This window comes from Paenibacillus sp. 7541 (genome assembly GCF_002276395.1).
GTDB classification, from domain to species: domain Bacteria; phylum Bacillota; class Bacilli; order Paenibacillales; family Paenibacillaceae; genus Paenibacillus_AQ; species Paenibacillus_AQ campinasensis.
In genome coordinates, this window is sequence record NZ_NQLZ01000015.1 from 41,993 (window position 1) to 68,678 (window position 26,686).

General features: G+C 53.5%; 22 protein-coding genes. 18 read left to right on the forward strand and 4 right to left on the reverse strand.

The window, feature by feature from the left end:
- Positions 1-94: 94 nt before the first annotated feature.
- Both msrA and CHH75_RS09315 read right to left on the reverse strand, forming a co-directional pair.
- Positions 95-1,054, reverse strand: a complete 960-nt coding sequence (msrA, locus tag CHH75_RS09310) for a peptide-methionine (S)-S-oxide reductase MsrA (RefSeq protein WP_095398029.1) — start codon at positions 1,052-1,054, stop codon at positions 95-97.
- A gap of 93 nt (positions 1,055-1,147) precedes the next feature.
- Entirely contained in the window at positions 1,148-1,759 is a 612-nt protein-coding gene (locus CHH75_RS09315) for a TVP38/TMEM64 family protein (RefSeq protein ID WP_255223007.1), read from the reverse strand.
- A 424-nt stretch (positions 1,760-2,183) separates the two neighbouring features.
- Here CHH75_RS09315 and CHH75_RS09320 point away from each other — a divergent pair, with 424 nt between their 5' ends.
- Positions 2,184-2,885: a TerC family protein gene (locus CHH75_RS09320; RefSeq protein ID WP_095263365.1), complete on the forward strand. Its 702-nt coding sequence runs from the start codon at positions 2,184-2,186 to the stop codon at positions 2,883-2,885.
- A 157-nt stretch (positions 2,886-3,042) separates the two neighbouring features.
- Positions 3,043-3,366: a hypothetical protein gene (locus tag CHH75_RS09325; RefSeq protein ID WP_095263366.1), complete on the forward strand. Its 324-nt coding sequence runs from the start codon at positions 3,043-3,045 to the stop codon at positions 3,364-3,366.
- A 411-nt stretch (positions 3,367-3,777) separates the two neighbouring features.
- Here the strand turns inward: CHH75_RS09325 and CHH75_RS09330 are convergent, their stop codons facing one another.
- Positions 3,778-4,596 carry a helix-turn-helix transcriptional regulator gene (locus CHH75_RS09330; protein ID WP_095263367.1) on the reverse strand — a complete coding sequence of 273 codons (819 nt, stop codon included), beginning with the start codon at positions 4,594-4,596 and terminating at the stop codon, positions 3,778-3,780.
- 139 nt (positions 4,597-4,735) lie between these two features.
- On the opposite strand from CHH75_RS09330, the gene CHH75_RS09335 reads away from it, so the two are divergent.
- The 8 genes from CHH75_RS09335 to CHH75_RS09370 all read left to right on the forward strand — a co-directional run bounded on the left by CHH75_RS09335 (position 4,736) and on the right by CHH75_RS09370 (position 12,910).
- Positions 4,736-5,833, forward strand: a complete 1,098-nt coding sequence (locus CHH75_RS09335; protein ID WP_095398030.1) for a Gfo/Idh/MocA family protein — start codon at positions 4,736-4,738, stop codon at positions 5,831-5,833.
- A gap of 210 nt (positions 5,834-6,043) precedes the next feature.
- Positions 6,044-7,012: a sugar phosphate isomerase/epimerase family protein gene (locus CHH75_RS09340; protein WP_095263369.1), complete on the forward strand. Its 969-nt coding sequence runs from the start codon at positions 6,044-6,046 to the stop codon at positions 7,010-7,012.
- A 58-nt stretch (positions 7,013-7,070) separates the two neighbouring features.
- On the forward strand, positions 7,071-7,796 hold the full coding sequence (locus tag CHH75_RS09345; protein WP_095263370.1) for a ThuA domain-containing protein: 726 nt from the start codon (positions 7,071-7,073) through the stop codon (positions 7,794-7,796).
- Between the two features lie 125 nt (positions 7,797-7,921).
- Positions 7,922-8,593, forward strand: coding sequence for a uracil-DNA glycosylase (locus CHH75_RS09350; RefSeq protein WP_230875556.1), 672 nt, complete (start codon positions 7,922-7,924; stop codon positions 8,591-8,593).
- Between the two features lie 144 nt (positions 8,594-8,737).
- Positions 8,738-9,058, forward strand: coding sequence for a winged helix-turn-helix transcriptional regulator (locus CHH75_RS09355; protein ID WP_095398031.1), 321 nt, complete (start codon positions 8,738-8,740; stop codon positions 9,056-9,058).
- Positions 9,059-9,254: 196 nt separating this feature from the next.
- On the forward strand, positions 9,255-11,693 hold the full coding sequence (gene nirB, locus CHH75_RS09360) for a nitrite reductase large subunit NirB (RefSeq protein WP_095398032.1): 2,439 nt from the start codon (positions 9,255-9,257) through the stop codon (positions 11,691-11,693).
- A 31-nt stretch (positions 11,694-11,724) separates the two neighbouring features.
- Entirely contained in the window at positions 11,725-12,093 is a 369-nt protein-coding gene (locus CHH75_RS09365; RefSeq protein WP_095263373.1) for a nitrite reductase (NAD(P)H) small subunit, read from the forward strand.
- Positions 12,083-12,910: a formate/nitrite transporter family protein gene (locus CHH75_RS09370; RefSeq protein ID WP_095263374.1), complete on the forward strand. Its 828-nt coding sequence runs from the start codon at positions 12,083-12,085 to the stop codon at positions 12,908-12,910. The genes CHH75_RS09365 and CHH75_RS09370 overlap by 11 nt, the downstream gene beginning before the upstream one ends.
- A 142-nt stretch (positions 12,911-13,052) precedes the next feature.
- Here CHH75_RS09370 and CHH75_RS09375 read toward each other — a convergent pair whose 3' ends face one another.
- Positions 13,053-13,772, reverse strand: coding sequence for a Crp/Fnr family transcriptional regulator (locus CHH75_RS09375; RefSeq protein WP_095263375.1), 720 nt, complete (start codon positions 13,770-13,772; stop codon positions 13,053-13,055).
- Positions 13,773-14,111: 339 nt separating this feature from the next.
- On the opposite strand from CHH75_RS09375, the gene adhE reads away from it, so the two are divergent.
- From adhE to nagZ, 8 genes are all read left to right on the forward strand, one after another.
- Complete coding sequence (gene adhE / locus CHH75_RS09380; RefSeq protein ID WP_095398033.1) at positions 14,112-16,721, forward strand: bifunctional acetaldehyde-CoA/alcohol dehydrogenase; 2,610 nt, start codon at positions 14,112-14,114, stop codon at positions 16,719-16,721.
- Positions 16,722-17,090: 369 nt separating this feature from the next.
- Entirely contained in the window at positions 17,091-19,337 is a 2,247-nt protein-coding gene (gene pflB / locus CHH75_RS09385) for a formate C-acetyltransferase (protein WP_095263376.1), read from the forward strand.
- A gap of 54 nt (positions 19,338-19,391) precedes the next feature.
- On the forward strand, positions 19,392-20,126 hold the full coding sequence (gene pflA / locus CHH75_RS09390) for a pyruvate formate-lyase-activating protein (RefSeq protein WP_095263377.1): 735 nt from the start codon (positions 19,392-19,394) through the stop codon (positions 20,124-20,126).
- 441 nt (positions 20,127-20,567) lie between these two features.
- Positions 20,568-21,923 (forward strand): ABC transporter substrate-binding protein, encoded by a 1,356-nt coding sequence (locus CHH75_RS09395; RefSeq protein ID WP_095263378.1) that lies wholly within the window; start codon positions 20,568-20,570, stop codon positions 21,921-21,923.
- Positions 21,907-22,044 (forward strand): hypothetical protein, encoded by a 138-nt coding sequence (locus CHH75_RS24820; protein WP_176475513.1) that lies wholly within the window; start codon positions 21,907-21,909, stop codon positions 22,042-22,044. The genes CHH75_RS09395 and CHH75_RS24820 overlap by 17 nt, the downstream gene beginning before the upstream one ends.
- Complete coding sequence (locus CHH75_RS09400; RefSeq protein ID WP_095263379.1) at positions 22,041-23,897, forward strand: cache domain-containing sensor histidine kinase; 1,857 nt, start codon at positions 22,041-22,043, stop codon at positions 23,895-23,897. Before CHH75_RS24820 ends, CHH75_RS09400 begins: the two co-directional genes overlap by 4 nt.
- Complete coding sequence (locus CHH75_RS09405) at positions 23,875-24,696, forward strand: response regulator transcription factor (protein WP_095263380.1); 822 nt, start codon at positions 23,875-23,877, stop codon at positions 24,694-24,696. The genes CHH75_RS09400 and CHH75_RS09405 overlap by 23 nt, the downstream gene beginning before the upstream one ends.
- Complete coding sequence (nagZ, locus tag CHH75_RS09410; protein WP_095398034.1) at positions 24,696-26,315, forward strand: beta-N-acetylhexosaminidase; 1,620 nt, start codon at positions 24,696-24,698, stop codon at positions 26,313-26,315. Before CHH75_RS09405 ends, nagZ begins: the two co-directional genes overlap by 1 nt.
- Positions 26,316-26,686 lie beyond the last annotated feature (371 nt).

Consider the following 26,686-nt stretch of genomic DNA (forward strand, 5'->3'; position numbering starts at 1 on the left):
TTAGAAGGCGAGCGCGGCATACACAACAAAAAAAAGAAGGGGAGTTATCCCCTTCTTCAGCCGAATATCAGGCAGTTGTAGAATGGCTCCGCCTTTATTCAAACAGCATTAAATATTGTCCATAGCCTTCCTTCTCAAGGTCTTCCTTCGGCACAAACCGCAGCGCGGCAGAGTTAATGCAGTAGCGCAAGCCGTCCGGACCCGGGCCGTCGTCAAAGACATGACCGAGATGGGAGTCGGCGCGGCGGCTGCGAACCTCGGTACGCACCATCATGTGGCTGAGGTCGATCCGCTCTTTAATGACATGATCCTGAATGGGACGGGTAAAGCTCGGCCATCCGCATCCGGCATCATATTTATCCAGCGAGCAGAACAGCGGCTCGCCGGAGACGATGTCCACGTATATTCCTTCGCCTTCATGATCCCAGTATTCGTTCCGGAATGGAGGCTCGGTAGCACTGTTCTGGGTTACCTCATATTGAAGGCGGGAGAGACGGCGTTTCAGCTCGTTCTTGTCAATCGGCTCACTCCAGTGGGATTCGATAAAATCCTCGCGCCCGGAGCCTTTGCGATACCGCTTGTAGTGAACGGGATTTTTCTTGTAGTAGTCCTGATGGTATTCCTCTGCCTCGTAGAACGTGCTGGCCGGCAGGATCTCGGTCACGATCGGCTTGTCAAAACGTCCGCTTTGTGCCAGCGCCTGCTTCGATTGCTCCGCCAGCTCGCGCTGTTCATCGGTATGATAGAAAATTGCGGTGCGGTAAGAGGCGCCCCGGTCATAGAATTGGCCGCCTGCATCGGTAGGGTCGATCTGCTGCCAGAACAGCTCCAGCAGTCGCTCATAAGGAAAAATGTCCGGATTGTAGGTGATCTGGACAGCCTCGTAGTGGCCGGTAGTATCGGAGCATACCTCTTCATAGGTCGGATTCTCGGTATGGCCGCCAGTGTAGCCGGATACGACCTTCACGATGCCGGGCAGCTGATCGAACGGAGAGACCATACACCAGAAGCAGCCTCCGGCAAATGTCGCCAGTTCATTCGTTGAGTGATTCATATTATCCCTCCATAATAGGGTTAGAATTTAAACGCTGTGCATTATATTATAAATCATTTGGTTCCATGAAGCCAAAAAGGCAGGAGGAAAGTTTCATCTTCGGCTGCCTTTCTTTTGATAGGCGATCATGAGCAGTGTGGACAGCAATATGATGATGGCGGCCACAGTACCGAACAGCGCGGGGTTCAAGGACAGGCCGTGACCGAGGTAGGCATAGATGAGAATGGACGGGATTTTGCCAATGCCAGAAGCGATCACATAAGTCCAGAAAGGGACAGGCGCCACCCCGGCATAGATGTTGACGGCCGTCTGCGGGATGACCGGCAGCAGCCTCGCGATGATGACTGCCCGAAATGGGTAGGTCTGCACCGCCTTGGTAAACGAGGCCAGAGCCGGATACCGCTCGATCAGCCTGTGGCCGGAGTCGCGGTACACCACTCGGGCTACCGCATAAACCACGATGGCTGCGATGGTGGTGGCGACCCAGGCGATAACCGCTCCCCCCATCGTCCCGTAGGTATACCCGAGCACGGCGATGACCGCCTTGTACGGCATCAAGGGAAACAGAGCGAACACCGTTGCAAGCAGCATCATCAGTGGAAATGCCGGGGACTGCTCCAGCCAGATGAAGATGTCTTGCCTGTATATAAAGGCGATAACGAGCACACAGAGATAGACTGCAGGAACGAGCCATTTCATGATCATAATTTCCTTTCTTGCTGAGCTGGCGAATATATCTATCATACCAGAAAAGAGCCGCTGCCGTCCGTTTACGTACGGGTTGAAAATATGCAGTCCTGGCCCCAAGAAAGAAGTGGTGCTCATGTCAAAACTTATATATACAACATGTTGGTCATGTGCTATAATGTGTCCAGCCGAATAGTTCCCAAAGGGGAGTAGCTCCAGCAGTAAAGTCGTCATTACGAGTTCACCGAACTCCGGCTTTACTGGCAACGAACCAGTTGTTTAGCGAGACCTTTGCCTGCATTTATTTATTGATGAGGTAAAGGTCTTTTTTGCGCTTATAAAACGTTGTTGAACTGCTTAGAAAAAGGAAACAACGTTTTTGCATGGTGGACGTCGGTATCAGGAAAACATATCGATATCAAGAAAGAAGGAGTGAAGAAGCATGGATATCATGTCAGTAGAATTTTGGACCGCGCTGTTGTCCATTATCCTCATTGACCTGGTGCTGGCAGGCGATAACGCGATCGTCATCGGTCTGGCTGCACGCAACGTTCCGAAGGAAGACCAGAAGAAGGTCATCATCTGGGGAACGGTCGGCGCCATTGCCGTTCGTGTCGTTGCGACGCTGCTTGTTGTATATCTGCTGATGATTCCAGGCTTGCGACTTGTTGGCGGTCTGGCATTGCTATGGATTGCCTACAAGCTGATGGTGGATGAGAAGGATCATGAAATTTCGGCAGGGAACCAGATGTGGGCAGCCATTCGGACCATTATTATCGCGGATGCGATGATGGGTCTGGATAATGTGCTTGCGGTTGCCGGTGCAGCGGGCGAGAGCTTCCTGCTCGTTATTCTCGGTCTGGCCATCTCGGTGCCGATTATGGTATGGGGAAGTACAATTATTTTGAAGCTGACCACACGTTATCCGGTAGTCATTACGATCGGTGCAGCCGTTCTGACATGGACCGCTTCCAAGATGATCGTAGAAGAGCCGCTCATTCATCACTGGTTTGCAAACAACGTGTTGAAGTATGGATTTGAAATTATTGTCGTTATCCTTATTATCGGTCTAGGCTTGTGGACGAAGAAAAAGAATGATGACAAGCAAAAACGCAAGCCTGTGCAAGTGAAGATGGCGGATTAATCCGCGGGTTTTGTCTCCTGGCGAAGATGCCGTTATAATGTGCTCATGAGGAAAGGGTCAACATGCGGTTGATGCTGGGTCAATCCGCATCCTTCCCTGCGCGCTTGGAGCTGCACGCGGGTGAAGCCCTTGGATACATGAGGAGGAGACCGATCATATGGATTCAGAATCAAAATCCCTAGAAGAGCGGATTGTGGAAAGCTACAGGCAGGATGAGGATATGATGATCCTGGTGTTCGCCCAGTGGTGCGTGAATCAGGGGCTGGACCCTGCGGAGCTTTACCGCAAGGCATATCCCGATCAGCCGGTGAATGAACCGTTGGCCAGAGCGCTTGCGCTGACTGTGCCGAAGGAGGAAGCCGGGGATATTGCGGATCATACCGTTCTTGGCGTTTTGTCCCTCTACGGGAATGACGATCTGGCCGCGGTGGTTACCGAGGCGATGGAACAGATCGCTGCCGCCCGCAAGAGCGGTACATAGAAGGCGGACGGCTTGCAAAGACTGTGGGTAACAGTCGCTTGCGAGCCGCTCTTGTATTCTGAGGTAAAGCATGCTGTTGAGGCATGTCTGGATTCTTCTTTAAAAGGATCTTTGTAAGGAATATGGAGATATGGAAGTGAAGGGAGCGCGTTAGAGGATGCTAGTCTTTGACCTGTTAAGCTGGTGAAGCGTCATCTGAACTATCGCGTGAATCCTAACAAGCCCGGAGGAAGGAGTGGATCCTTGCCCGGGCTTGTTTAGTAATAACAGTCTGATGCGGTTCACTCCACTGTTGCCTTTGGAACTGCTGCCTACGCCTATGCGATTATCGTCCGAAGCGGCATTCGCACAGCGGCAGACACAGGCGCTGTTAGAATGTGCAGCTAAAGTCAGACTCTAAGCATCAGCTGCTCAGGTAGGCGTGCGGCTGGCCATGCGGTATTGTTTGGGCGATACGCCGAATCGGGACCGGAATACCCGGTGAAAATAAGTATAGTTGGCAAAGCCCGACGTCTCCGCCACATCTTCAAGCGAGAGCGGGCTGAATACGATCCGTTCCTTGGCCATGTTCAGCCGCACTTCCATCGTGTACTGCATGATGGTGGTGCCAAACGCCTCTTTGAACAGATGCACTGCCCGGGAGACGCTGATGCCGACATGCCCGGCGACATCCTCCAGCTTGAACATCGAGGAGGCGTTCTCTTCAATATAGTTCTTCATGCGGTATGCCAGATAGGTCTTCGGCGTTGTGGATGGCTGCTCGGACAGCAGCCGGTCCACCTCAAGACACAGAATCCGGACCGTATAGTCGGCGATCTGGGGATAGGGGTTGGTGATGCGCCGCTGCTCCAGCACGAGCGAGCGAAAATGGCTCAGGTAGCGTTCTTCCAGCGGCATCCGGATTTTGGCCGGGCGCTTTAAAGCGTTCCACCATGCATCAACCCAATCGCCTTTGATAAAGATATGATAATCGCCGCTTTCAATCGTCAGTTCTCCATGGGCGTTAAGTTCATCGTCAATCTTAAGCTCGTAAGGCTGACCGGGACGGCATATAAGCAGATCGCCGGGCTCGATATGGACAAGTTCGCCGTCGATGATCGCACGGCAGCGTCCGTTGGTTTGAAGCCGCATTAAGTAGGAGTCAAAACCGTCGGGGAGCGTCATCTCAAAAGGCTTACGGTGAAAGGAAAAATCTGCTGCGACGACTTGGCTTGTAAAAGATGGTTCCATGACGAAATGTCTCCTTCAAAAAAGAAAATAATGACCAGATAGTTCATGTTTCAATCATATTATTCATTTTAAACGAAAGCGTTTCAGAATACCATGGTTACTAGACCGGGCATATCCAATGGGTCAAGGAGTGACAACGATGACAAAAATGAAAGCAGGCATTATCGGCTGCGGCAATATTAGCGGCATATACTTCACCAACCTGAAGAACAGCCCGTGGGTTGAAGTGATCGCGTGCGCCGATCTGGTTATGGATTACGCAGAAGCAAAGGCCAAGGAATACGGCATACCGGGCGTATGCACGGTAGAAGAGATGCTGGCGCGTCCTGACATTGATCTGATTATTAATTTGACGATTCCGGCCAGCCATGCAAGTGTCGATGTAGCGGCGCTTGAGGCCGGGAAACACGTATACAGCGAAAAGCCTCTGGCGATCACGCTTGAAGAAGGACGAGAGGTGCTGAACAAGGCAGACCTGAAAGGGCTGCGCGTCGGCTGTGCGCCGGATACGTTCCTCGGCTCCGGCGTCCAGACAGCCAAGGCAGCCATTGAATCCGGGCTGATTGGCCGTCCGATTGCGGCGACCGCATTCATGATGGGTTCCGGGCCGGAGGCCTGGCACCACAATCCTGAATTTTTCTATGCGCCGGGCGGCGGGCCGATGCTGGACATGGGGCCGTACTATCTGTCGGCTTTGGTCGAGCTGCTGGGTCCTGCAAGCCGGGTGAGCGCATCGGCAGGCATTCAGATTCCTGATCGCAGCATAGGCTCCGGTCCGCTGCAGGGCAAGCCGATTACGGTGCAGACCCCGACGCATCTGGCAGGCACGCTCGATTTCGAGAACGGAGCGATTGCCACGATGATTACCAGCTTCGATATTTTCGGCGGGTCGTCGCTGCCGTGGCTTGAGATTTACGGCACGCAGGGCACGCTCAGCCTCGGCGATCCGAACTACTTCAATGGTGAGGTTAAGCTGCGCAAGCAAGGATCCGATGAATGGAAAACGCTGGATCCTGTGTTCGAGTGCGGGCAGAATGAGCGCGGGCTCGGCATTAATGACATGATTGAATCGATCCACAGCAACAAGGATCATCGCGCAAGCGGACGCCTTGCGTACCATGTGCTGGAGATTATGCAGTCGTTCCAGCAGTCGTCTCTGGAGGGCCGCCATATCGTGCTGCAGAGCACTTATCATTACGGCAAGCTCCCGGCTCCGCAGCAGGCCGATTTGGGCTAATCCGCCAAGCAGAGGGAAGCATGACACAAGATGGTGTATATGCACGGCTGTTCAGTAAAAGATACTGCCTGATAACATCTCCTCGTGAAGCAGGAGCACAGGGAGTGCTTGTCGAAGAAAGTTACTGCCCGGATTTATTGTGGTAATTACAGCAAGGGAAGTTCCCGAATCAATTCGAATCAATTCATGGAAACAGGAGGAGATCCAACAATGAAACTTGGAGTATTTATGGTACTGTTCAGCGGGCGCAAGCTGGAAGATGCGCTTGACTACGTTGCAGCCAAAGGGCTGAAAGCGGTTGAAATTGGAACCGGAGGTTACCCGGGGAATGCGCACTGCAACCCGGCGGAGCTTCTTGAGAATGAAACGGCATTGAAGAATTTCAAAAATGCGGTGGAATCGCGCGGGCTGATCATCAGTGCGCTAAGCTGCCACGGCAACCCGCTTCACCCGCAAAAAGCGATCGCAAAAGATTTTCACGATGCCTTCGTAAAAACAGTTGAGCTTGCTGAGAAACTGGAAGTGCCTGTCGTTAACACGTTCTCCGGCTGCCCAGGTGACCATGAGGATGCCAAATATCCGAACTGGCCTGTAGCTCCTTGGCCGAACGATTACCAGGAAATCCTGGACTGGCAATGGGAAAACAAAGTGATTCCTTACTGGACCGAGTGGGGTAAATTCGCTGCTGACCGCAATGTGAAGATCGGTCTTGAGCTGCATGGCGGCTTCTCCGTTCATACTCCAGGCACGCTGCTGCGTCTGCGTGAGGCTGCCGGCGAAGTGATCGGGGCGAACCTTGATCCGAGCCATATGTGGTGGCAGGGCATTGATCCGGTACAAGCGATTCAAATTTTGGGCCGCGCCGGAGCGATTCATCACTTCCATGCGAAGGACACCAGCATTGATCCAATCAATGTTAACAAGCACGGTTTGACGGATATGCAGTCCTACACGAATATGCTGGATCGCGCTTGGCAGTTCCGCAGCGTCGGATTCGGTCATGATGTGAAGGAATGGGCAGATATGATGAGCGCTCTGCGTCTCGTCGGGTATGATTATGTGGTCAGCATCGAGCATGAGGATGGCTTGATGTCTGTAGAAGAAGGCTTCTCCAAAGCGGTGGATAACCTGAAACAAGTGCTTATCGAAGAGCCGCTCGGAGAAATGTGGTGGGTATAAGTTATTTGATCCGCTGTGCAAGCTAACGACTAAATGCATTTCTAGGGGGAACAGCTACATGCTTAATGTAACGATTTGGAACGAGTTCGTTCACGAAAATATTCATCAGGAGGTTAAAGCCGTGTATCCGACAGGGATTCATATGGCTTTGGCCGAGGGTCTGGCTCATCCGGATTTTATCATCCGGACGGCAACGCTGGATCAGCCCGACCATGGACTGACCCAGGACGTGCTCGATTCCACCGATGTACTGCTGTGGTGGGGACATATGGCTCATGACAAGGTTAGCGACGAGATTGTAGATCGAGTGGTAAAGCGCGTGCTTGACGGTATGGGGCTGATCGTTCTGCACTCCGGCCATTTCTCCAAGCCATTCAAAGCTCTGATGGGCACAAGTTGCGATTTGAAATGGCGGGAAGCCGGGGAGCAGGAATTGATGTGGAGCGTCAACCCGACGCATCCGATCGCTGAAGGAATTACAGGTCCGATCATTATCGATCAAGAGGAGATGTACGGGGAGTTCTTTGACATTCCAGCCCCGGATGAGCTGATCTTTATCAGCAATTTCTCCGGAGGAGAGGTGTTCCGCAGCGGATGCACATTCAAGCGCGGACATGGCAATATCTTCTACTTCCGTCCAGGTCATGAAACCTATCCAACCTACCGCAACCCTGAAGTGCTGAAAGTCATTTCCAATGCGATTCGGTGGGCACCATCCAAAGCGGGTAAACAGGTGTTCGGAAACAGTCAGCCGATCCGTCCGCTGCAGATTCCGGTCGTATAAGTTAGCTTCCGCATTCATAATAGCGGCAGAACCGGTCAAGGATTATATATTCTTGACCGGTTTCTTTGCATCTTAGGGTAATATAATGTATGAAAGGGTGGATAACCTGGAAGGAGGGGAACCGAATGCTGAGTGGAATCCGAAGCGCGCCGGTGGATCCATCCGTCATTGCCGTCTGCAGAGCCCGGCTGAGCGGGCACCCGGTGGAAGGATTTCTGCTTGGGGGAGGCACGTATCCGGCACAGGTGATGTTTGTCGGTGAAGCGCCGGGAGCGACAGAGATCCAGGAAGGACGGCCGTTTTCCGGTCAGGCCGGGGAGGAGCTGGACGGGTATTTACAGCGGCTTGGGCTTACCCGTGATGAGGTGTATATCACCAGCGTCATCCGCAGCAGACCGTATAAGGAGAAGCCGCTGACCCGGGCGTCAGGGGAGACGGTGATCAGCCGTTCCAACCGAACGCCTACCAAAACTGAAATCTTGGCGCATGCGCCCATACTGGATGAAGAGATTCGCTGGGTTCAGCCGCAGATCATTGTGCCGATGGGCAATACGGCGCTGCACAGACTGATTGGCAGTCACGAAACGATTACTTCACTGCACGGCAAGCTGATTGAAGGGCCAGTTCAGCAGGCGGCCGATCCGGCAATGCCGGATAAGGGCTATATCTTCTCAAGGGAAATCTATCAAATATTCCCTTTGTTTCATCCGGCTGCTATACTATATAACAGGAAGCTGACCGATATTGTTATGTCTGATCTGGATCATTTATCTCAAATTTTAAGAAGAAACAGCTGATTTTATGAGGAAAAAGGGCTAAAAGGTTTTCAGAAGCCTAAAAATATGCTAAAATGAAACATACTAACTAATCGTAAGTTTCACATGTTAGTGTTTACCCGTATAATGATGAGTACAAGGTGACTTCGCAAAGAGGTGAAGGATATGGGAGCTACAAACATCAAGCTCTGTCCCCGGTTTGAGTCGGCGTTTGCATGCCTTGGCAAGCGATGGAATGGACTGATCATTCAGGCGCTGATGAGCGGACCGAAGCGGTTTAAAGACATCTCCAGTGTCATACCGTCCATGAGTGACAAGATGCTGTCCGAGAGAATGAAGGACTTGGAATGTGAGGGCATTTTGGTACGACATGTTTACCCGGAGACTCCGGTTCGTATTGAATACGAATTAACTGAAAAGGGGAAAGCGCTTCGTCCCGTAATGGATGAAATCTCCAGTTGGGCGGAGCAATGGATTGAAAAATGACGGTGGTTCATTCGGCACTTCCACAAAAATAGACCCTGACCTGAGACATGTTCTCAGTCAGGGTTTATTTTCGTATGAATAATTAAATTTTTAACTATATTATGTGAAAAATATCACAAAAATAAAAGGGCTCAAACGATATAATTGACATGTAAGGGAAGAGATAAGCTGCATAACGAGCGGGGAGGAATGCATCGTGACGAATCGAAAAAAACAAAAATTAGTTGTCATAGGAAACGGCATCGCCGGAATTGGCACGATTGAACAAATTATTAAACTGGGCGGAGCCTATGATATTACGGTCATTGGCCAGGAGCCACACCCGAACTACAACCGGATCATGCTGTCTTACGTTCTGGAGGGCAGCAAAACGATCGATGATATCGTATTGAATGACTGGCAATGGTATGAAGACAATCAGATTACGCTTCACACCGGTACGGCAGCGACAGCCATTGATGAGGCAAACAAAGTGGTGGTCTGCGACAATGGCTTGAACGTGCCTTACGACAAGGTGATTATTGCGACCGGCTCGCGTCCGTTTATTCTTCCGGTTCCAGGCAGTGATAAGGAAGGCGTCGTTGGCTTCAGGGATATTGCGGATTGTACCCGCATGCTCGAAGCGTCCAAAATCTACAAGAAGGCGGCTGTCATTGGCGGCGGTTTGCTCGGACTTGAGGCAGCCAAAGGGCTGGTGAGTCTCGGTATGGAGGTCACTGTCGTTCACCTGATGGACGACTTGATGGAGAGCCAGCTCGACTCCCATGCGGCCCGGATGCTGCAGCAGGAGCTTGAGCGCCAGGGAATTCGTTTCCTGCTCGGGAAACAGACGACTGAAATATGGGGAGATACCCGGGTGAAAGGGTTGCGCTTCAAGGATGGGGGCGAACTGGAGGCCGAGCTGGTTGTGATGGCGGTCGGCATTCGCGCGAATACGGCGGTGGCTCAAGCGAGCGGCATTGAGACCGGACGCGGGATTGTCGTCAATGACTATATGGAAACGTCGATGCCAGATGTATATGCGGTAGGCGAATGCTGTGAGCATCGCGGCGTATGCTATGGCCTGGTGGCTCCGCTGTTTGAGCAGGGACAGGTGCTGGCCAAGCATTTAAGCGGGGTGGACACTAAGCCGTATGAAGGATCGGTGGTATCGACCAAACTGAAGATCAGCGGAGTTGATGTGTTCTCGGCCGGCGAGTTCCTGGAGCAGCCGGAGCATACCGTGATTACCGCTAAGGATGAGTGGAAGAAGACATACAAAAAAATTCTGATGCGGGACGGGCGCATCGTCGGAGCGATCCTGTTCGGCGACGTAAGCGAATCGGCCAGCTTGCAGTCTTTGGTCAGACAGAAGGCGGAAATGACGGATGAAATCTATGCTTCCATCATGGGAACCGGGTGCGGAGGACACGGGGGCAGCAAAGCCGCGATGGTGGAGAACATGCCGGATGACGAGATTGTGTGCGGCTGTAACGGGGTGACGAAAAAGGCGATTGTGGACGCCATTAACGGTGAGGGCTTAACGACAGTAGATGAAATTAAGGCCTGCACGGGAGCGACCCGCTCTTGCGGCGGCTGCAAGCCGGTGGTGGAGCAGATTCTCCAGAGCGTGCTCGGGGCCGGCTATACAGCCAGTGCCAAGCAGGGAATATGTCCGTGCACGACGCTCGACCGGGATGAAATTGTGGCACAGATCCGGGATAAAGGACTCACCTCCACGAGAGAGGTCATGCATGTCCTGGGCTGGAGCAATCCCGAGGGCTGCTCGAAGTGCCGGCCTGCCATCCATTACTACCTCGTCATGCTGAATCCTGAAACGCATCAGGAGGAGCGAGAGTCCCGCTTTGTGAACGAGCGGCTGAGCGCAAACATTCAGAAGGATGGCACGTTTACGGTAGTGCCGCGGATGTACGGCGGGGTGACGACACCGGAGGATCTGAAGAAAATTGCGGATGTATCGCTGAAATATAATGTGAAAGTCGTCAAGGTGACGGGCGGTCAACGTCTGGATCTGATCGGCGTGAAGAAGGAGGACCTGCCGAAGGTGTGGGAGGAGCTGGATATGCCGTCAGGCTATGCGTACGCCAAGTCGCTGCGGACGGTGAAGACCTGTGTAGGCTCCCAGTTCTGCCGCTTCGGCACACAGGACTCCATGAGCATGGGCGCCTTGATCGAGAAGAAGTTCGAGCGGCTGGACTTTCCGGCGAAATTCAAGATGGCGGTTAACGGCTGTCCGCGGAACTGTGCCGAAGCCTGCACCAAAGATATCGGCATCGTTGGCAATGACGGCGGCTGGGAGATCTTTGTCGGCGGCAACGGGGGAACGAAAGCTCGCCTTGCCGATTCTTTCTGCAAAGTGAAGACGGATGAAGAGCTGATTGAGATCTGTGCGGCGCTGATGCAGTATTACCGCGAGACCGGCAAATATTTGGAAAGAACATCGGAATGGGTGGAGCGTCTGGGCCTTGATTCTATCCGCGAAGCGGTGCTGAGCAATGACGGCGAGCGGAAGGCGCTGGTCGCAAGAATCGAGCTTGCCCTCAAGCAGGTCGAAGACCCTTGGAAGAAAGTGCTGAAGGATGAGACGCTGCGGGAAACGCTGTTTGAGGACGTCAAACCGGTCACGATGAGCTGATTTTATAAAACCTGAACGGAGGATGACACACATGGAGAACGGAATGTTTACACCTGTTGGCCGGCCGGAGGATTTCCCGACATTGCTCGGAAGGAAGGTGTCAGTATGCGGCGAGGAAATCGCCGTTTTCCGAACCTCGGATCATCGCTGGTTTGCACTGGAGAACAAAAACCCTAACCCCAAAGGAGGAACGCTGGCCGAGGCCATCGTATCCGGCCACTATATATATGATCCGCTGTACGACTGGAAAATTGATCTGACGACGGGCCTTGTGCAAGCGCCGGATACCGGCCACGTGCGAACGTTTCCGGTCCGGGAGGCCGATGGAATGATTGAGGTAGGCGTGGCGGCAGGCGGCCAGCAGACGGAGCACCCGGGAGGTGAGGTCCGTGTTCGCTGAAGATGTGGAAGCCGTCGTCCAGGCGGCGGTCAAGAAAAAGGAACAGATGAAGACCAATTTTCTGCGTTACTTCGTATCCGCGATGCTGGCGGGCGCTTATGTCGGAATCGGCATCATGCTGATATTCAGGCTGGGCGCTCCGCTTGCAGCGGAAGGTTCGCCGCTTCAGTCTCTCGTGATGGGAGCGGCCTTCGGGATTGCGCTCACACTCGTTGTGTTTGCAGGATCGGAGCTGTTTACCGGCAACAATATGTTTTTTACGATGAGCACGCTGTCCGGACGGACCACCGTATCGGATACGTTGAAGAACTGGGTGGTTGTGTTCATCGGAAATCTTGTCGGAGCCATTGTGCTCAGCAGTCTGATCTATGGCTCCGGACTGTTTAAGGGCATTCCGGCTGATCACCTGATTTTTACCGCGGCCGCCAAAAAGATGAACGATCCGTTTATGGAACTGTTTTTCCGGGGGATTCTGTGTAACTGGCTCGTCTGTCTCGCTTTATGGATGGGCATGCGCACCAAAGGGGAGACGGCGAAGCTCATTCTGATCTGGTGGTGCTTGTTTGCCTTTATTGCAACAGGGTACGAGCATAGCGTAGCGAATATGTCGCTGCTTACGCTGGCGGTCATGCTGCCCGGGCATCCGGAGACGGTGTCGATTGCCGGTTGGATCGGCAACATGGTGCCGGTGACGCTTGGCAACATTGTCGGGGGCAGTGTGTTTCTCGGGATGGCTTATTGGTTCATCTCTTCGGCGAAGACGAAGACAAGCACGAAGACGCAGGACAGCGGCCAGGAGAAGACGCTGGCTAAATAAACATAACAAGAAAGCGGACTTTACAGGCTAGCCAGCTGCATAAGTCCGCTTTTGTGACAAAAGAAAAAGGCCATCCTCGATATCGTTGATCTGAAGGATAGCCCAGCCGGGTGGGGGAGGCTCATGCTATGGTATTGCTCGCCTAGATCCTGCAAATTTCCTCCGGGCACAGCTCGCAGTGGCAAATATCCTGCAGCATCGTCATATCTTTGATCAGAATCATGCCTCCGATATATTCGATGGCGTCTTTTCTTCGCAGGTCGCTCAGCATCCGGTTTACGCTTTCCCGGGTTGCGCCAATCATGTTGGAGAGGTCGGTGTGCGTAATCTTTTTGTTGATCAGAACGGTATCGTCCTCTTGCTGCTGACCGTAGCTGTTGCTCAGGCGGATGAGCGTGGAGGTGAGCGCCCCCGGCTTGCCGTACATCATCAGGTCTCTGAATTTGGTTTGGGTGATGCGGTGATGGATGCCCATCCATTTCATGAAATCAATCGCAAAATCGCAGTGTTGGCAGATCAGCATTTCCAGCTCTTTTTGATCGATGACGCCGACCACCGTGTCCTCTACCACTTCGGCCGAGAAGCTGTGATTCGTTCCGAAGAACGGATCGGCCTGGCCAACCATGTCGCCGGGATGATACATATAGAGGATCAGTTCTTTGCCTTCATCGGTCGATTTCGTTAATTTGACACAGCCGCTCTTGATGTAATAAAGTTTGTCGGAAAAATCGCCTTCCCAAAACAGATGGGAGCCTTCAGGGAGCGTTCTATCTTTCATGGCAACGAGCAGACGGTTCAAGTTCTGCTCCGAAAAACAGCGTGTGTTTCCTTGGGCTTGCATTGTCAGTTCCATCGTTTTCATTGTTGGCATCTCCTAACATCCTATTTTTAATACATTCAATCTTTAAATACATTATAACGTGAAAAAATTCACTTGTGACGCGACAAAAGTGTCTAAATTTCAAACATTGTGATCATTTTCACTTAAAAGGGGTGATAAACGGGGAAGAATAGCATAGTGGGGCGGATCGTGATTGGAATGAAAAGGCACAGGTATAGGTGTTTTAACGAAATATTTCGTTATTTTTTATATTGTGAAAAAATTCACATGATTTTGGTTTGGCGCATGATATGATCAAACCGTAAGCAGCGTGAGGATGCGCTGAACATAGAAACGAATACCATTAGGAGGCGAAGAGAGATGGCTGTAACGAAAGAAAACGCGGATAACAAAAAGCAAACGGCAACCGGTTATATTGATCAATTGATTGCAAAAGCGAACCGGGCGCGGGAGAAGTTTATGGCTCTCGATCAAGAACAAGTAGACCGGATCGTGCAGGCGATGGCGATGGCCGGGCTTGAGCAGCACATGCAGCTGGCCAAAATGGCCGTGGAGGAAACGGGAAGAGGGGTATATGAAGACAAAATTATTAAAAACCTGTTCGCTACCGAATATATTCACAACAGCATCAAATATGACAAGACGGTAGGTGTCATTGAGGATAATCCGTACGAAAGCTATCAAAAGATTGCGGAGCCGGTCGGCATCATTATGGGCATTACACCGGTGACGAACCCGACATCCACCACGATATTCAAGGCGCTGATCTCGATCAAAACGCGCAATCCGATCATCTTCGGGTTCCATCCGTCAGCACAGGCCTGCAGCCGCGAGGCAGCCAAAATTTTGCTGGAGGCTGCAGTGAAGCATGGGGCGCCTGCCGATTGCATCCAATGGATTGAGGAGCCTTCCATGGAAAAAACAAATCTGCTGATGAACCACCCGGATGTGGCGCTCATCTTGGCCACCGGCGGTTCGGCAATGGTGAAGGCGGCATACAGCTGCGGCAAGCCAGCGCTCGGCGTCGGTCCCGGGAATGTGCCATGCTTTATTGAGAGAACCGCTGATCTGGATCAGGCGGTGTATGATTTGATCCTCTCGAAGACGTTTGACAACGGCATGATCTGCGCATCCGAGCAAGCGGTCATCATTGAAGAGCCGATCTATGACCAGGTGAAGAAGAAAATGATCGAGAACGGCTGCTATTTTGTAAGCAAAGAGGAAGCAGCGAAGCTGACGGCCGGGGCAATGGTTGCCGATAAATGCGCAGTGAACCCTGCGATCGTCGGACAGCCTGCGGTCAAGATCGCCGAGGCATGCGGCTTTACAGTGCCGGAGAACACCAAGATTCTCGTGGCCGAGCTGGCCGGGGTTGGACCTGGCTATCCGCTGTCTGCGGAAAAACTGAGCCCGGTGCTGGCCTGCTATAAAGTGAAGAATGCGGAAGAGGGGATCAAGCGGGCAGAGGAAATGGTTGCCTTCGGCGGGATGGGTCACTCCTCGGTCATCCATTCGAATAACGAAGAGGTCATTGCCAAGTTTTCCGATCGCATGCAGACCTGCCGCATTCTCGTGAATCAGCCGTCCTCCCAGGGAGGCATCGGGGATATCTACAATACGAACCTGCCGTCGTTGACGCTGGGCTGCGGCTCTTACGGACGGAATGCAACGTCTTCGAACGTAACGGCTGTCAACCTGATTAATGTGAAAAGGGTGAACCGACGTACCGTGAATATGCAGTGGTTTAAAGTGCCGAGCAAAATTTATTTTGAAAAAGGCGCAACGCAGTACCTTGCCAAAATGCCGGACATTCAACGTGTGGCCATCGTGACCGACCCCGTGATGGTGAAGCTCGGTTACGTGGAGCGGGTGGAGTATTACCTGCGCCAGCGCCGGACGCCGGTTGCGATCGAAGTGTTCTCGGAAGTGGAACCGGACCCGTCGACTACGACGGTCGAGCGCGGAACAGAAATGATGGCGCGCTTTCAGCCAGACTGCATCATCGCCCTTGGCGGCGGTTCGCCAATGGATGCCGCGAAAGCGATGTGGCTGTTCTACGAATATCCGGACACCGAGTTCAACAGTTTGAAGCAGAAGTTCATGGATATCCGCAAGCGGACGTTCAAATATCCGAGACTTGGCCAGAAAGCCCAATTCGTGGCGATTCCGACAACCTCGGGTACAGGCTCGGAAGTGACCTCGTTTGCGGTCATCACGGACAAAATCCAGGGCAATACCAAGTATCCGCTGGCGGATTATGAGCTGACGCCGGATGTGGCGATTATCGATCCGGAATTCGTATACTCGCTGCCGAAAACGGCGGTTGCCGATACAGGGATGGATGTGCTGACCCATGCGATTGAAGCTTACGTATCGGTCATGGCCAACGATTATACAGACGGCCTCGCCATCAAAGCGATCCAGCTGGTATTCGAATATCTTGAAGCATCGGCATTGACGGGTGACAAGCTTGCGCGGGAGAAAATGCACAACGCCTCGACCCTGGCGGGCATGGCCTTCGCCAACGCCTTCCTCGGCATCAACCACAGCCTGGCGCATAAATGGGGCGGTCAGTACCATACCGCGCACGGTCGTACCAATGCGATTCTGATGCCGCATGTGATCCGCTACAATGCCAAGAAGCCGACCAAGCATGCCGCATGGCCGAAATACAAGTCGTTCGTGGCGGATCAGCGGTATGCAGAGATCGCCCGCATTCTCGGACTGCCAGCGCGCACGACCGAGGAAGGCGTGAACAGCCTGATCCAGGCCATTCGCGATCTCAACCGCAAGCTGGGCATTGAAGAATCGTTCCAGCAGCTGGGCTTCGATCCGGCCGATTTCGAGAGTCGGGTAGAACAGCTCGCTGACCGGGCATTCGAGGATCAGTGCACCACGAGCAATCCGAAGCTGCCGCTGGTCAGCGAACTGGCAGACATCTATCGCAACGCCTTCTACGGCCGGTTCTAATCGGCTGCGGCGGGCTCCCGAGGCGGATGTCAGACGGGGGTCGGCACCGCAAGGCGAGGCGAAGCTTGAATGATGGCGGCTAGTGCGTTTCGAGGAGCGGAGTCACAGGTGATAAAAATCACGTTCAGGCCATGATTTGTGATCATTATCACAGATTGAGGCTGGCAGCAGGTCTACAATAAAGGTGTAGCAGGATTTAAGCATTCTGGAGTCCCAGATCAAGTGAAGAAAAACGGAAGCTTGCAGCTTGTGAGCGGGATAGCAGCATCCACATTTGTGAAATATGTCACATAAGCGGATCTGGGATGTCGCCCGTGGATTTCCCGCTCCGGGCTCAAGTTGCCTAAAAAAATATTGGAGGGATTCAATATGTCGGTGATTACACAGGAAGTCGGCTGGAGAAGCTTCACGACCGGTAAATGGGCGAAGGCTGTTGATGTCAATGATTTTATCGAGCGCAACATTACACCTTACTATGGGGATGAGCAGTTCTTGGCGGGTCCGACGGAGAACACCAAGGCGCTGTGGGAAATTATATCCGAGCTGAGCGTGAAAGAGCGCGAGCGCGGCGGCGTTCTGGATGTGGACGTCAACACGCCATCCACCATACTGTCACATGGGCCAGGCTATCTGGATAAAGACAAGGAGCAGATCGTCGGATTGCAAACCGATGAGCCGTTCAAACGCTCCATTCAGCCGTTTGGCGGTATCCGGATGATGATCGACGCATGCAATGCTTACGGCTTCGAGCTTCCGCAAAGCATCGTGGACATGTTCACTCACATTCGCAAGACGCACAACCAAGGGGTGTTTGATGCCTATACCTCCGAGATGAGAGCAGCGCGTAAAGCGGGCATTATCACCGGTCTGCCGGATGCTTATGGCCGCGGCCGCATTATCGGCGACTATCGCCGGGTGGCGCTGTACGGCGTGGATTTCCTGATCCGCGATAAGCAGCGTGAACTGCAGGAGCTTGAAGTGGATCATATGGATGAAGCGGTCATTCGTCTGCGTGAAGAGGTGTCCGAACAGATTCGAGCCCTTCAGGAATTGAAGGAAATGGCCAAGATGCACGGCTATGACATTGCCAAACCGGCCAACAATGCCAAGGAAGCATTCCAATGGCTGTACTTCGGTTATCTCGCTGCGATCAAGGAGCAGAACGGAGCGGCGATGTCGCTGGGCCGGGTATCCTCCTTCCTCGACATTTACGTACAGCGCGACCTGCAAGAAGGAACGCTGAACGAGCAGACAGCCCAGGAGCTGGTCGACCACTTTGTCATGAAGCTGCGCATCGTGAAGTTTCTGCGCACCCCGGATTATAACGAGTTGTTCAGCGGGGATCCGACTTGGGTAACCGAATCGATCGGAGGCATGTCCGTCGGCGGCGAAACCCGCGTGACCAAGAACAGCTTCCGCTTCCTGCACACCTTGTACAACCTGGGACCTGCACCGGAGCCGAACCTGACTGTATTGTGGTCTGAGAAGCTGCCGGAGGCGTTCAAGAAGTACTGTGCCAAAGTATCGATCGAAACAAGCTCCATTCAATATGAGAACGATGACCTGATGCGTCCGATTTATGGCGATGATTATGGCATTGCCTGCTGCGTATCCGCCATGCGGATCGGCAAGCAGATGCAGTTCTTCGGCGCTCGGGCGAACCTGGCGAAGGCGCTGCTGTATGCGATCAACGGCGGCAAGGATGAGAAATCCGGCGCCCAGGTTGGACCGGAGTACCCGGCAATTACGGCAGGGGTGCTGAATTACGACGAAGTGATGAACCGCTTCAAGCCGATGATGGAATGGCTGGCGAAGCTGTACATGAACACGCTGAACGTCATCCATTACATGCATGACAAGTACAGCTATGAGCGGATCGAGATGGCGCTCCATGACCGCGACATTCTGCGCACGATGGCCTGCGGCATTGCCGGCTTGTCCGTTGCTGCCGACTCGCTAAGCGCGATTAAATATGCGACGGTGAAGCCGATCCGTAACGAGCAAGGCGTTGCCGTTGACTTCGAGATCGAAGGCGATTTCCCTTGCTATGGCAACAACGATGACCGGGTAGACAGCATAGCCGTTGAGCTTGTGGAAACCTTCATGAGCATGCTGCGCAAGCATAAGGCGTATCGCGACGCGCTGCCGACCCAATCGGTGCTGACGATCACGTCGAACGTTGTATATGGCAAAAAGACCGGCACCACGCCGGATGGCCGCAAGGCAGGAGAGCCGTTCGCACCGGGCGCGAACCCGATGCACGGTCGTGACCGCAAAGGCGCGCTCGCCTCGCTGACCTCGGTAGCGAAGCTGCCGTACGAGGACAGTCTGGACGGCATCTCCAACACCTTCTCCATCGTGCCGAAGGCGCTTGGGAAGGAGGAAGACGTTCGCCGGAACAACCTCGTTTCGATGATGGACGGATATTTTGGCAGCAAGGCGCACCATCTGAACGTGAACGTATTCAACCGTGAGCAGCTGATCGATGCGATGGAGCATCCGGAGAACTATCCGCAGCTGACGGTGCGTGTATCGGGTTATGCGGTCAACTTCATCAAGCTGACCCGCGAGCAGCAGCTCGACGTCATTAACCGGACCTTCCATGCCTCGATGTAACACGGCAGACCAGTACAGCCAATAACAAAGCGGATACAGAAAGGATGACTTCCTATGATGAAAGGCCATGTCCATTCCCTAGAAACTTTCGGTACGGTTGACGGTCCGGGTATCCGCTTTGTACTCTTCATGCAAGGCTGCCTGCTGAAATGCCAATACTGTCATAATCCGGACACCTGGGGACTGAATGAAGGACGCGAGATGACGATCAATGAGGTGCTGAGCGAGATCGAATCGTATCTGCCCTACTATCGTTCATCCGGCGGCGGGCTGACCGTGTCTGGCGGCGAGCCGACGCTTCAGTATCCGTTCGTAACCGAGCTGTTCCGGGAGGTTAAGCGCCGGTGGAATTTGCACACTGCCCTGGACACGAACGGCTACAACGAGCCGGAGAAAATTCGTGAGCTGCTGGAGGTCACAGATCTGGTGCTGCTGGATCTGAAGCATATCGACGATGAGAAGCATATCGTTTTGACCGGCAAATCGAATGAACGGACGTTAAAGACCGCGCGCTGGCTGTCTGACCATGGCCGGAAAATGTGGGTCCGGCACGTCTATGTTCCGGGCATCCATGAAGATCAGGAGGACCTGCACCGGCTGGGCCAATTTATCGGCACCCTGCAAGGGGTGGAGAAGTTCGAAATTCTTCCCTACCATCAGATGGGCGTCTATAAATGGGAGGCTCTCGGCAAAGCCTACCCGCTGGAAGGCGTGCCTTCGCCAACCGAAGCCGAGGTGGATCGTGCCTACCGGCTGATCGAGGAAGGCAGGGCGCTTGCGAGCGTATAGCCTGGAAGTAGCGGCAGAGCCGCGCACGGAAGATGCGCCACCACGCGGGGAGAATCGGTCATTTGTTTTCTGACAATCCAATAAGCCATGATGAGCACTTAACCACAAGCTTGATCCCTGTTCGGGCTAGTCCGTACAAGGGGAGCTTCGGTTAAGTGCTCTTTATTATGTGCAAGGCCGTCGTCCTGCAACGAGCGACTTGACGACTGACTGGTGCTTGACGCCCGTACCGGTCTTCTTCGGGCTCTGCAGGCAAGCTATCACGTTAGAGCCCCTACCGGAAGCAGGCAATGGCGCGAGAGCTGTGGACGATTTTATCCCTGCTATAGCCAAAAGTGACCTTCCGCAAACCGAAATCGCTTTCTATAATGGGATATAAACAGAGAATCAGGGGACTGAAAGCTTACAAAATACCGGTTATTGTTGAAGGGGTCATGAACGATGAACGATAAACGCGCCGCGATCTGGATCGCTTGGTGGCTGGCAGCCTCCATACTTCTCGTTTCCTGCAGTGTTCCCGGCGGCGAGCCTGCACAGCCTGGGGAAGAAGCAGGCAGCGTCAGCTCCGATCCGTTTGAAATGACCGTCCGTCATACACAGGTGGGCGACTCCAAGAAGTTTCGCCTCGCCCTGCTTAATGAGGTAGTACGCAAAACGGAAGCGGCCGTACCTGGCCTGACCATCCGGCTGGATGCGGTGGATGCCGAGGTGAACCGCAAGGAGAAGCTGAGAGGGGAGATGGCTGCGGGCAAGCCACCGGACATCTTTGATGTGTTCGGGAGCCCGGAAGCCGGACTGTATGCCAAGGAAGGGCTGATGCTCGATCTGACGCCGATTCTGGATGAGCTGGAGCTGAGGGACAAATTCACGACGCTGGACCCGTTCACCCATGACGGGAAAATTTACGGCTTGCCGATCGGAAGCACGATTGAGGGCATTTATTACAACAAACCTTATTTCGAGGAAAAAGGATTCAGCGTTCCCCGTACGCTTGCGGAGCTTGAGCAGATTGCCGATGCGATCAAAGCGGACGGGAAGGTGCCCTTTGCCCAGTCTTCCAAGGATGCCTGGATTCCGCTCATGCTGACCAACAACCTGTGGAGTTACTACGCCGGCCCCGGGGTCACCTACGGCTTCAAGACCGGCGATACGAAATGGACAGACCCGCAGGTGGTCGAAGGGGTAGAGAAGCACCAGGAATGGGTGGAGAAGGGATATTTCAAAAAAGGGGAGCTTGGCCTTGATTATGCCGACATGAGAGAGCAGCTCATCTCCGGCGAAGCGGTGATGATGATGGACGGCTCCTGGGCCAACTCCATCTTTCGTGATCCGGAGCAGGCGGGTGAGCTGGTGGGGCAGATCGGGTACTTTAACCTTCCACCGGTCCATGAAGACGACCCGATTGTCGTGATGCAGGATGCGAATAACGGGTACGGTTTTTCTGCCGCCGTTGCCAAAGACCCGCGGAAGCTGCACGCGGTCAAGCTCTTTATCAAGCAGATGTGGAATGAGGAGATGCAGCTTAGAGGATTGAAGGAGGACGGCGTGCTGCCGGCGATGAAGATGGACCTGGCCGTGATGAATTCCACCTCGGATGATCCGTTGCTGCAGGACATTTTCAAGGCGTTGAACGACATCGACAAGTCGTACCCGGCCTTTGACGCCCTCGTCCAAGCTGAGGTCAATACGGAACTGAGCATCGGCATCCAGCAGGTGATTGGCGGCAAGATCGGGGCCAGGGATATGCTGATGCGGGTTCAGGAGGTACAGGAGGCAGCCAATGCGGGAAGGGAATGAGTGGATGCGGTTAGTCATGTTATCCGGCAGCAGCATTGTTCCGGCAGACGGAGTGGATTTCACCAATCGTGGCGTGGGGCTGGCCCGCTATAACTTGAGCATTACGGGAGCAAACACATGAATCTAAGGAACAAGCTGTTTACCGCATTTTTGGGATTGATCATCATTCCGTTATTTGCGCTTGGCTTATTTACATTTTTCATCACCTACAATTCGATCGAGAAAAAATACAGCCAGCAGGCCGAATATTCGCTAAAGGCGATCAGCTACAGCATATCGAGCGTGTTTAAGGAGATGGAGTATGTCACCGACAACGGGATTGCCACCTCGGTGTTTGCGATGGCGCTCAGCGCCAAGGATCCGGATTCCCAGAACCTGATCACCGATTCGGAGCTGCTCAACCTGAACGAGCGGCAGCGCAGCTTCCGCAACCTTCTGTACAATCACCCAGCGATCAACTACGCTTTTTTGTACCATTTCAACCGCGAGTCCGCGCCGATTCCGATTTTCAGCAAAGAAAATTTCCAGGCGCTTCCGTTTGATGATTTCAAGAACAACCGGCTCTATCATGAAGTGATCGAACTGAACGGGATTCCGAAGTGGCTCGCGCCGCATGAATTCCCGGAACTGACCGGCACGGAGCCGGTGTTCACGCAGATCCGGCTCGTCAAGGATGTCAACACGCTGCGCAAGCTCGGTTTTCTCGTTGTCCAGATCAAGACCTGGGAGTTCGAGGATATTTTTCGCAACTTGACACTTTCCAACAATCATCAGAACACCTCCTTCATGCTGGTCAACAACGACGGGCTTATCCTTTTCGACCCGGGCGGCACGATGGACGGGCAGAACATTCGACAATATTTGAGGCAGAATGTGGAATTCAGGGAGGGATACCAAAGTTTCAAGGCGAATTTTAACGGAGAGGAAAATATCGTTTCCATCTATCATCTGGATGATTATGCCTGGAATCTGGTGTCTTTCACGGACTGGAATTCCTTGTCTCAGGAAGTCACCTCATTTGCCAAATGGTTTTTGGTCATTATCGGCGCTTGCCTTGTAACGGCAATTGTGTTCAACCGCTTGTTCATGAACCGGATTACCGGCACCATTGCCGTCATCGTCAGGTTTATGCGCCGGGTTGAAGACGGGGACCTGAATGCCCGGGTGGAGGAGAAGGGCGAGGATGAGCTGCTGCTGCTGTCCAAGGGCTTCAACAATTTAATGAACCGGATCAACGGCCTGTTTGCCCAGATCAAGCAGGAGCAGAGGCAGAACACCGAAGCCCAGATGCGCCTGCTCCAGGCCCAGATCAAGCCGCATTTTCTGTTTAATACGCTGGAGTCGATCAACGTTCTGGCTGTGCAGAATGAGGGGCGCAAGGTGAGCGAGATGGTGTACCGGCTGGCCAGCATATTGCGGATCAGCATCCAGGAGCGGGAGGAAATCACACTGGAAGAGGAGATCAAGCATCTGGTGAGCTATCTGGAGATCCAGAAATTCCGTTTTGAGGACGTGTTCGATTACGAGATTGATATCCCGAAAGAGCTCAGAATGAGCCGAATATTGAAGCTGACGCTGCAACCGCTGGTGGAGAACAGCATCCAGCACGGGTTTGAAGGCATCCCGTACAAGGGTATGATCCGGGTCACGGCCTGGAAGGAGCGGGGCAACGTCATCATACGTGTGGAGGATAACGGACTCGGGATGGACGCCGAGCAGCTGGCGGCTTTTGAATACATGGCGAGCGATGATCCTGTGGACAATCACGTTGATGAAGCGCCGGATCATGTGATGGAGAACCGGGAACAGCGGGGGCTGGGCATAAGGAGTGTTGCCGACCGCATAAGGATCCAGTACGGCGATTATTACGGGCTGTACATCTGCTCCAGCCGTCCTGGCGGCACGGTCATTCAATGCGTAATCCCTTATCACGATGGAAGGCGGTGGGAACATGCTGAAAGTACTGCTGGTTGACGATGAAGCTCCGATTCTGCGCAACCTTCACCAGGTATTGCCGTGGAGCGAGATGGGGATGGAGGTGTCCGGACTGGCGCGAAGCGGTATGGAGGCGCTGGATCTGGCTGCCCGGTATACGCCCGATCTCGTGCTTAGCGACATACGCATGCCGGTCATGGACGGCTTGACGTTTATAGCGAAGCTTCGGGAGCAGGGTTGCCATGCGGAGATCTTTCTGCTGACCGGTTATGAGGAATTCGAATATGCAAGAGAAGCGATCAAGCTTCGTGTGAAGGATTATATCAGCAAGCCGATCCATTACGGGGAGCTTGAGATGAAGATTCGGGAGACAGGCGAGGAAATTCGCATCAAACAGGCGAAGGAACGATATTACGGCCATCTTCCTCTATTCGACGATACGCCGGAGCCGGATGACACGGGCAAAAGAACACCCGAGCAGATGATGACCGCCGCTCTGGAATATATCAACACGCATATGGGCCAGGACCTTGGCATTGAGGAATTGTCAGAGCTGCTTGGCATCAGCCCGAGTTATTTCTGCCTCCTGTTTAAGAACCATGTCGGGCAGACATTTGTGGAGTACTTGACCGGCAAACGGGTGGAGGCAGCCAGGTTCCTGCTGGAGAACAGCGATCGAAGCATTACCCAGATCGGCGCATACGTCGGTTATCATGAACGGCGATATTTCACGAGAGTGTTCCAGAAGGCGACCGGAATGACGCCATCCGAGTACCGGGAGCTGACGGGGAAGAGCCATATAACCAAATCGACTATAGGAAAGCAGGTGCCCAATTGATGAAGTGGACGTTGCAATCGTTGAGCTTGGAGCAAAAGGTAGGACAGTTGTTTATATGCGGCTTTGATGATATTGAAGCTAATGAGCATGCCCGGGCACTGGTGGAGCAACATCAGGTAGGCGGAATCATCTATTTTCGCCGCAATGTTCGTTCGTTAAGCCAGCTGTCGGCCTTATCCGATTCCTTGCAGGAGCTGGCGGCCGCCGGCGATCAGCCGCCGCTGTTTATCGCGATTGACCAGGAAGGCGGGATGGTGGCGAGGATCGACCAGGACGGAGTCAGCCGGGTTCCGGGCAGCATGGCCCTGGGGGCGTCCGGCCGCGAAGAGGATGCGTACATCGCCGCCCAAATCTGTGCGCGCGAGCTGCGATCGGTAGGCGTCAACATGAATTTTGCGCCATGCCTTGATGTCAATAACAACCCTCGCAACCCGGTGATCGGGGTGAGATCCTTCGGCGAAGACCCTGAAGCGGTTGCCCGCCTTGGCTGCGCCGTTATCCGCGGCTACCAGGAGGAAGCGGTGTCGGCAACAGCAAAGCATTTCCCGGGACATGGAGACACAAGTGTGGATTCCCATCTGGGCAGAGCCTCCGTGCCGCATGACCGGGAGCGGCTGAACCGGGTGGAGCTGGTTCCGTTTGCACAAGCGATCCGCGAGGGCGTTGATGCGATTATGACCGCCCATGTTAGCTTCCCGGCGATCGAGGACAGCGGCTATCCTGCTACATTGTCGCGCCCGGTATTGACCGGCCTGCTGCGTGAGGAGATGGGATTCCAAGGGCTGATCGTTACCGATTGCCTGGAGATGCATGCCATCTCCAAGCAGTATGGCGTGGCGGAAGGCGCCGTGCTCGCAATACTGGCGGGAGCCGACTGCGTGCTGGTCAGCCACACCTATGCGGAGCAGGACGCAGCCATTCGGGCGGTTGTGGAAGCGGTCCGGAGCGGAAGAATTCCGGAGAGCCGGATCGACGCATCGGTGGAGCGGATTCTCGCTTTGAAGCAGCGGCAGATTAAGCAGCGTGAGCAGCTTCCGCTCTCGGCATCCGGTGTGCCACAGGAGGAAGTACAGCAGCTTCTGTATGCCATCGCCGGAAGAAGCCTGACACTGGTGAAGGATGAGGGGCAGCTGCCGATCCGCAAGGATGTGGATACGCTGGTCATCTGGCCGGAGCTGCGCCAAGCGACCCAGGTCGATGAGGCCTGGAGCAAAAGCTACACCCTTGGTGACGCCCTGAAGGACTATGGCGTGCCCGTGCGCGAGCTGCGTATCAGCACTGATATGACGGACGAGGAAGTGGCGCAGGTCGTCCAAGATGCCGACGGGTACAAGCAGATCATCGCCGTCACCTATACAGCCGAGAGCAGATTGCCGCATGGCCAGCAGCAGCTGGTGAACAAGCTGGCTTCACTGCAGCGCGGGTCTCTGGTTGTGCTGGCTTCGCGCAACCCGTATGACATCGAATTTCTTGAAGGAATCAAAACCTATCTGTGCAGCTATGAGAACACGCCGCCTCTGATGCAGGCGGCAGCGGCCGCCTTGATTGGGAAGCTCAAGCCGAAAGGCAAGCTGCCGGTGGCGCTTGGCGAAGAGTACCCGCTCGCTCATAGCTCCTAACCTATCCATAGATATGGACATACGGATGTGAGAACCCATGCCCCTGTAGATCTGATAAAGCGTTTCAAGCAGATGCAGGGGCATATGTCCGTTTTTTTGACATCATCATTCACATCTTCGACATAAACATTCCACGTGTGGTTACCGATATATAGATGAACAGAATACCATTGCCTCTCTGACGATGAAGTCCCCTCTATCGATTTCTCACCATTGAACGTCCCCGCAGACCGAGTGCTGGTCTATGACTTTCGATTCAGAATAGGATATCCATGGATTCTCTCAGATTGCTATTTTCGACATGATAATAGCAACTTTTTCGCATTTTCTGCGTCTAATGATATGATTTCGCAGTTATTCTTAGCTTAAGT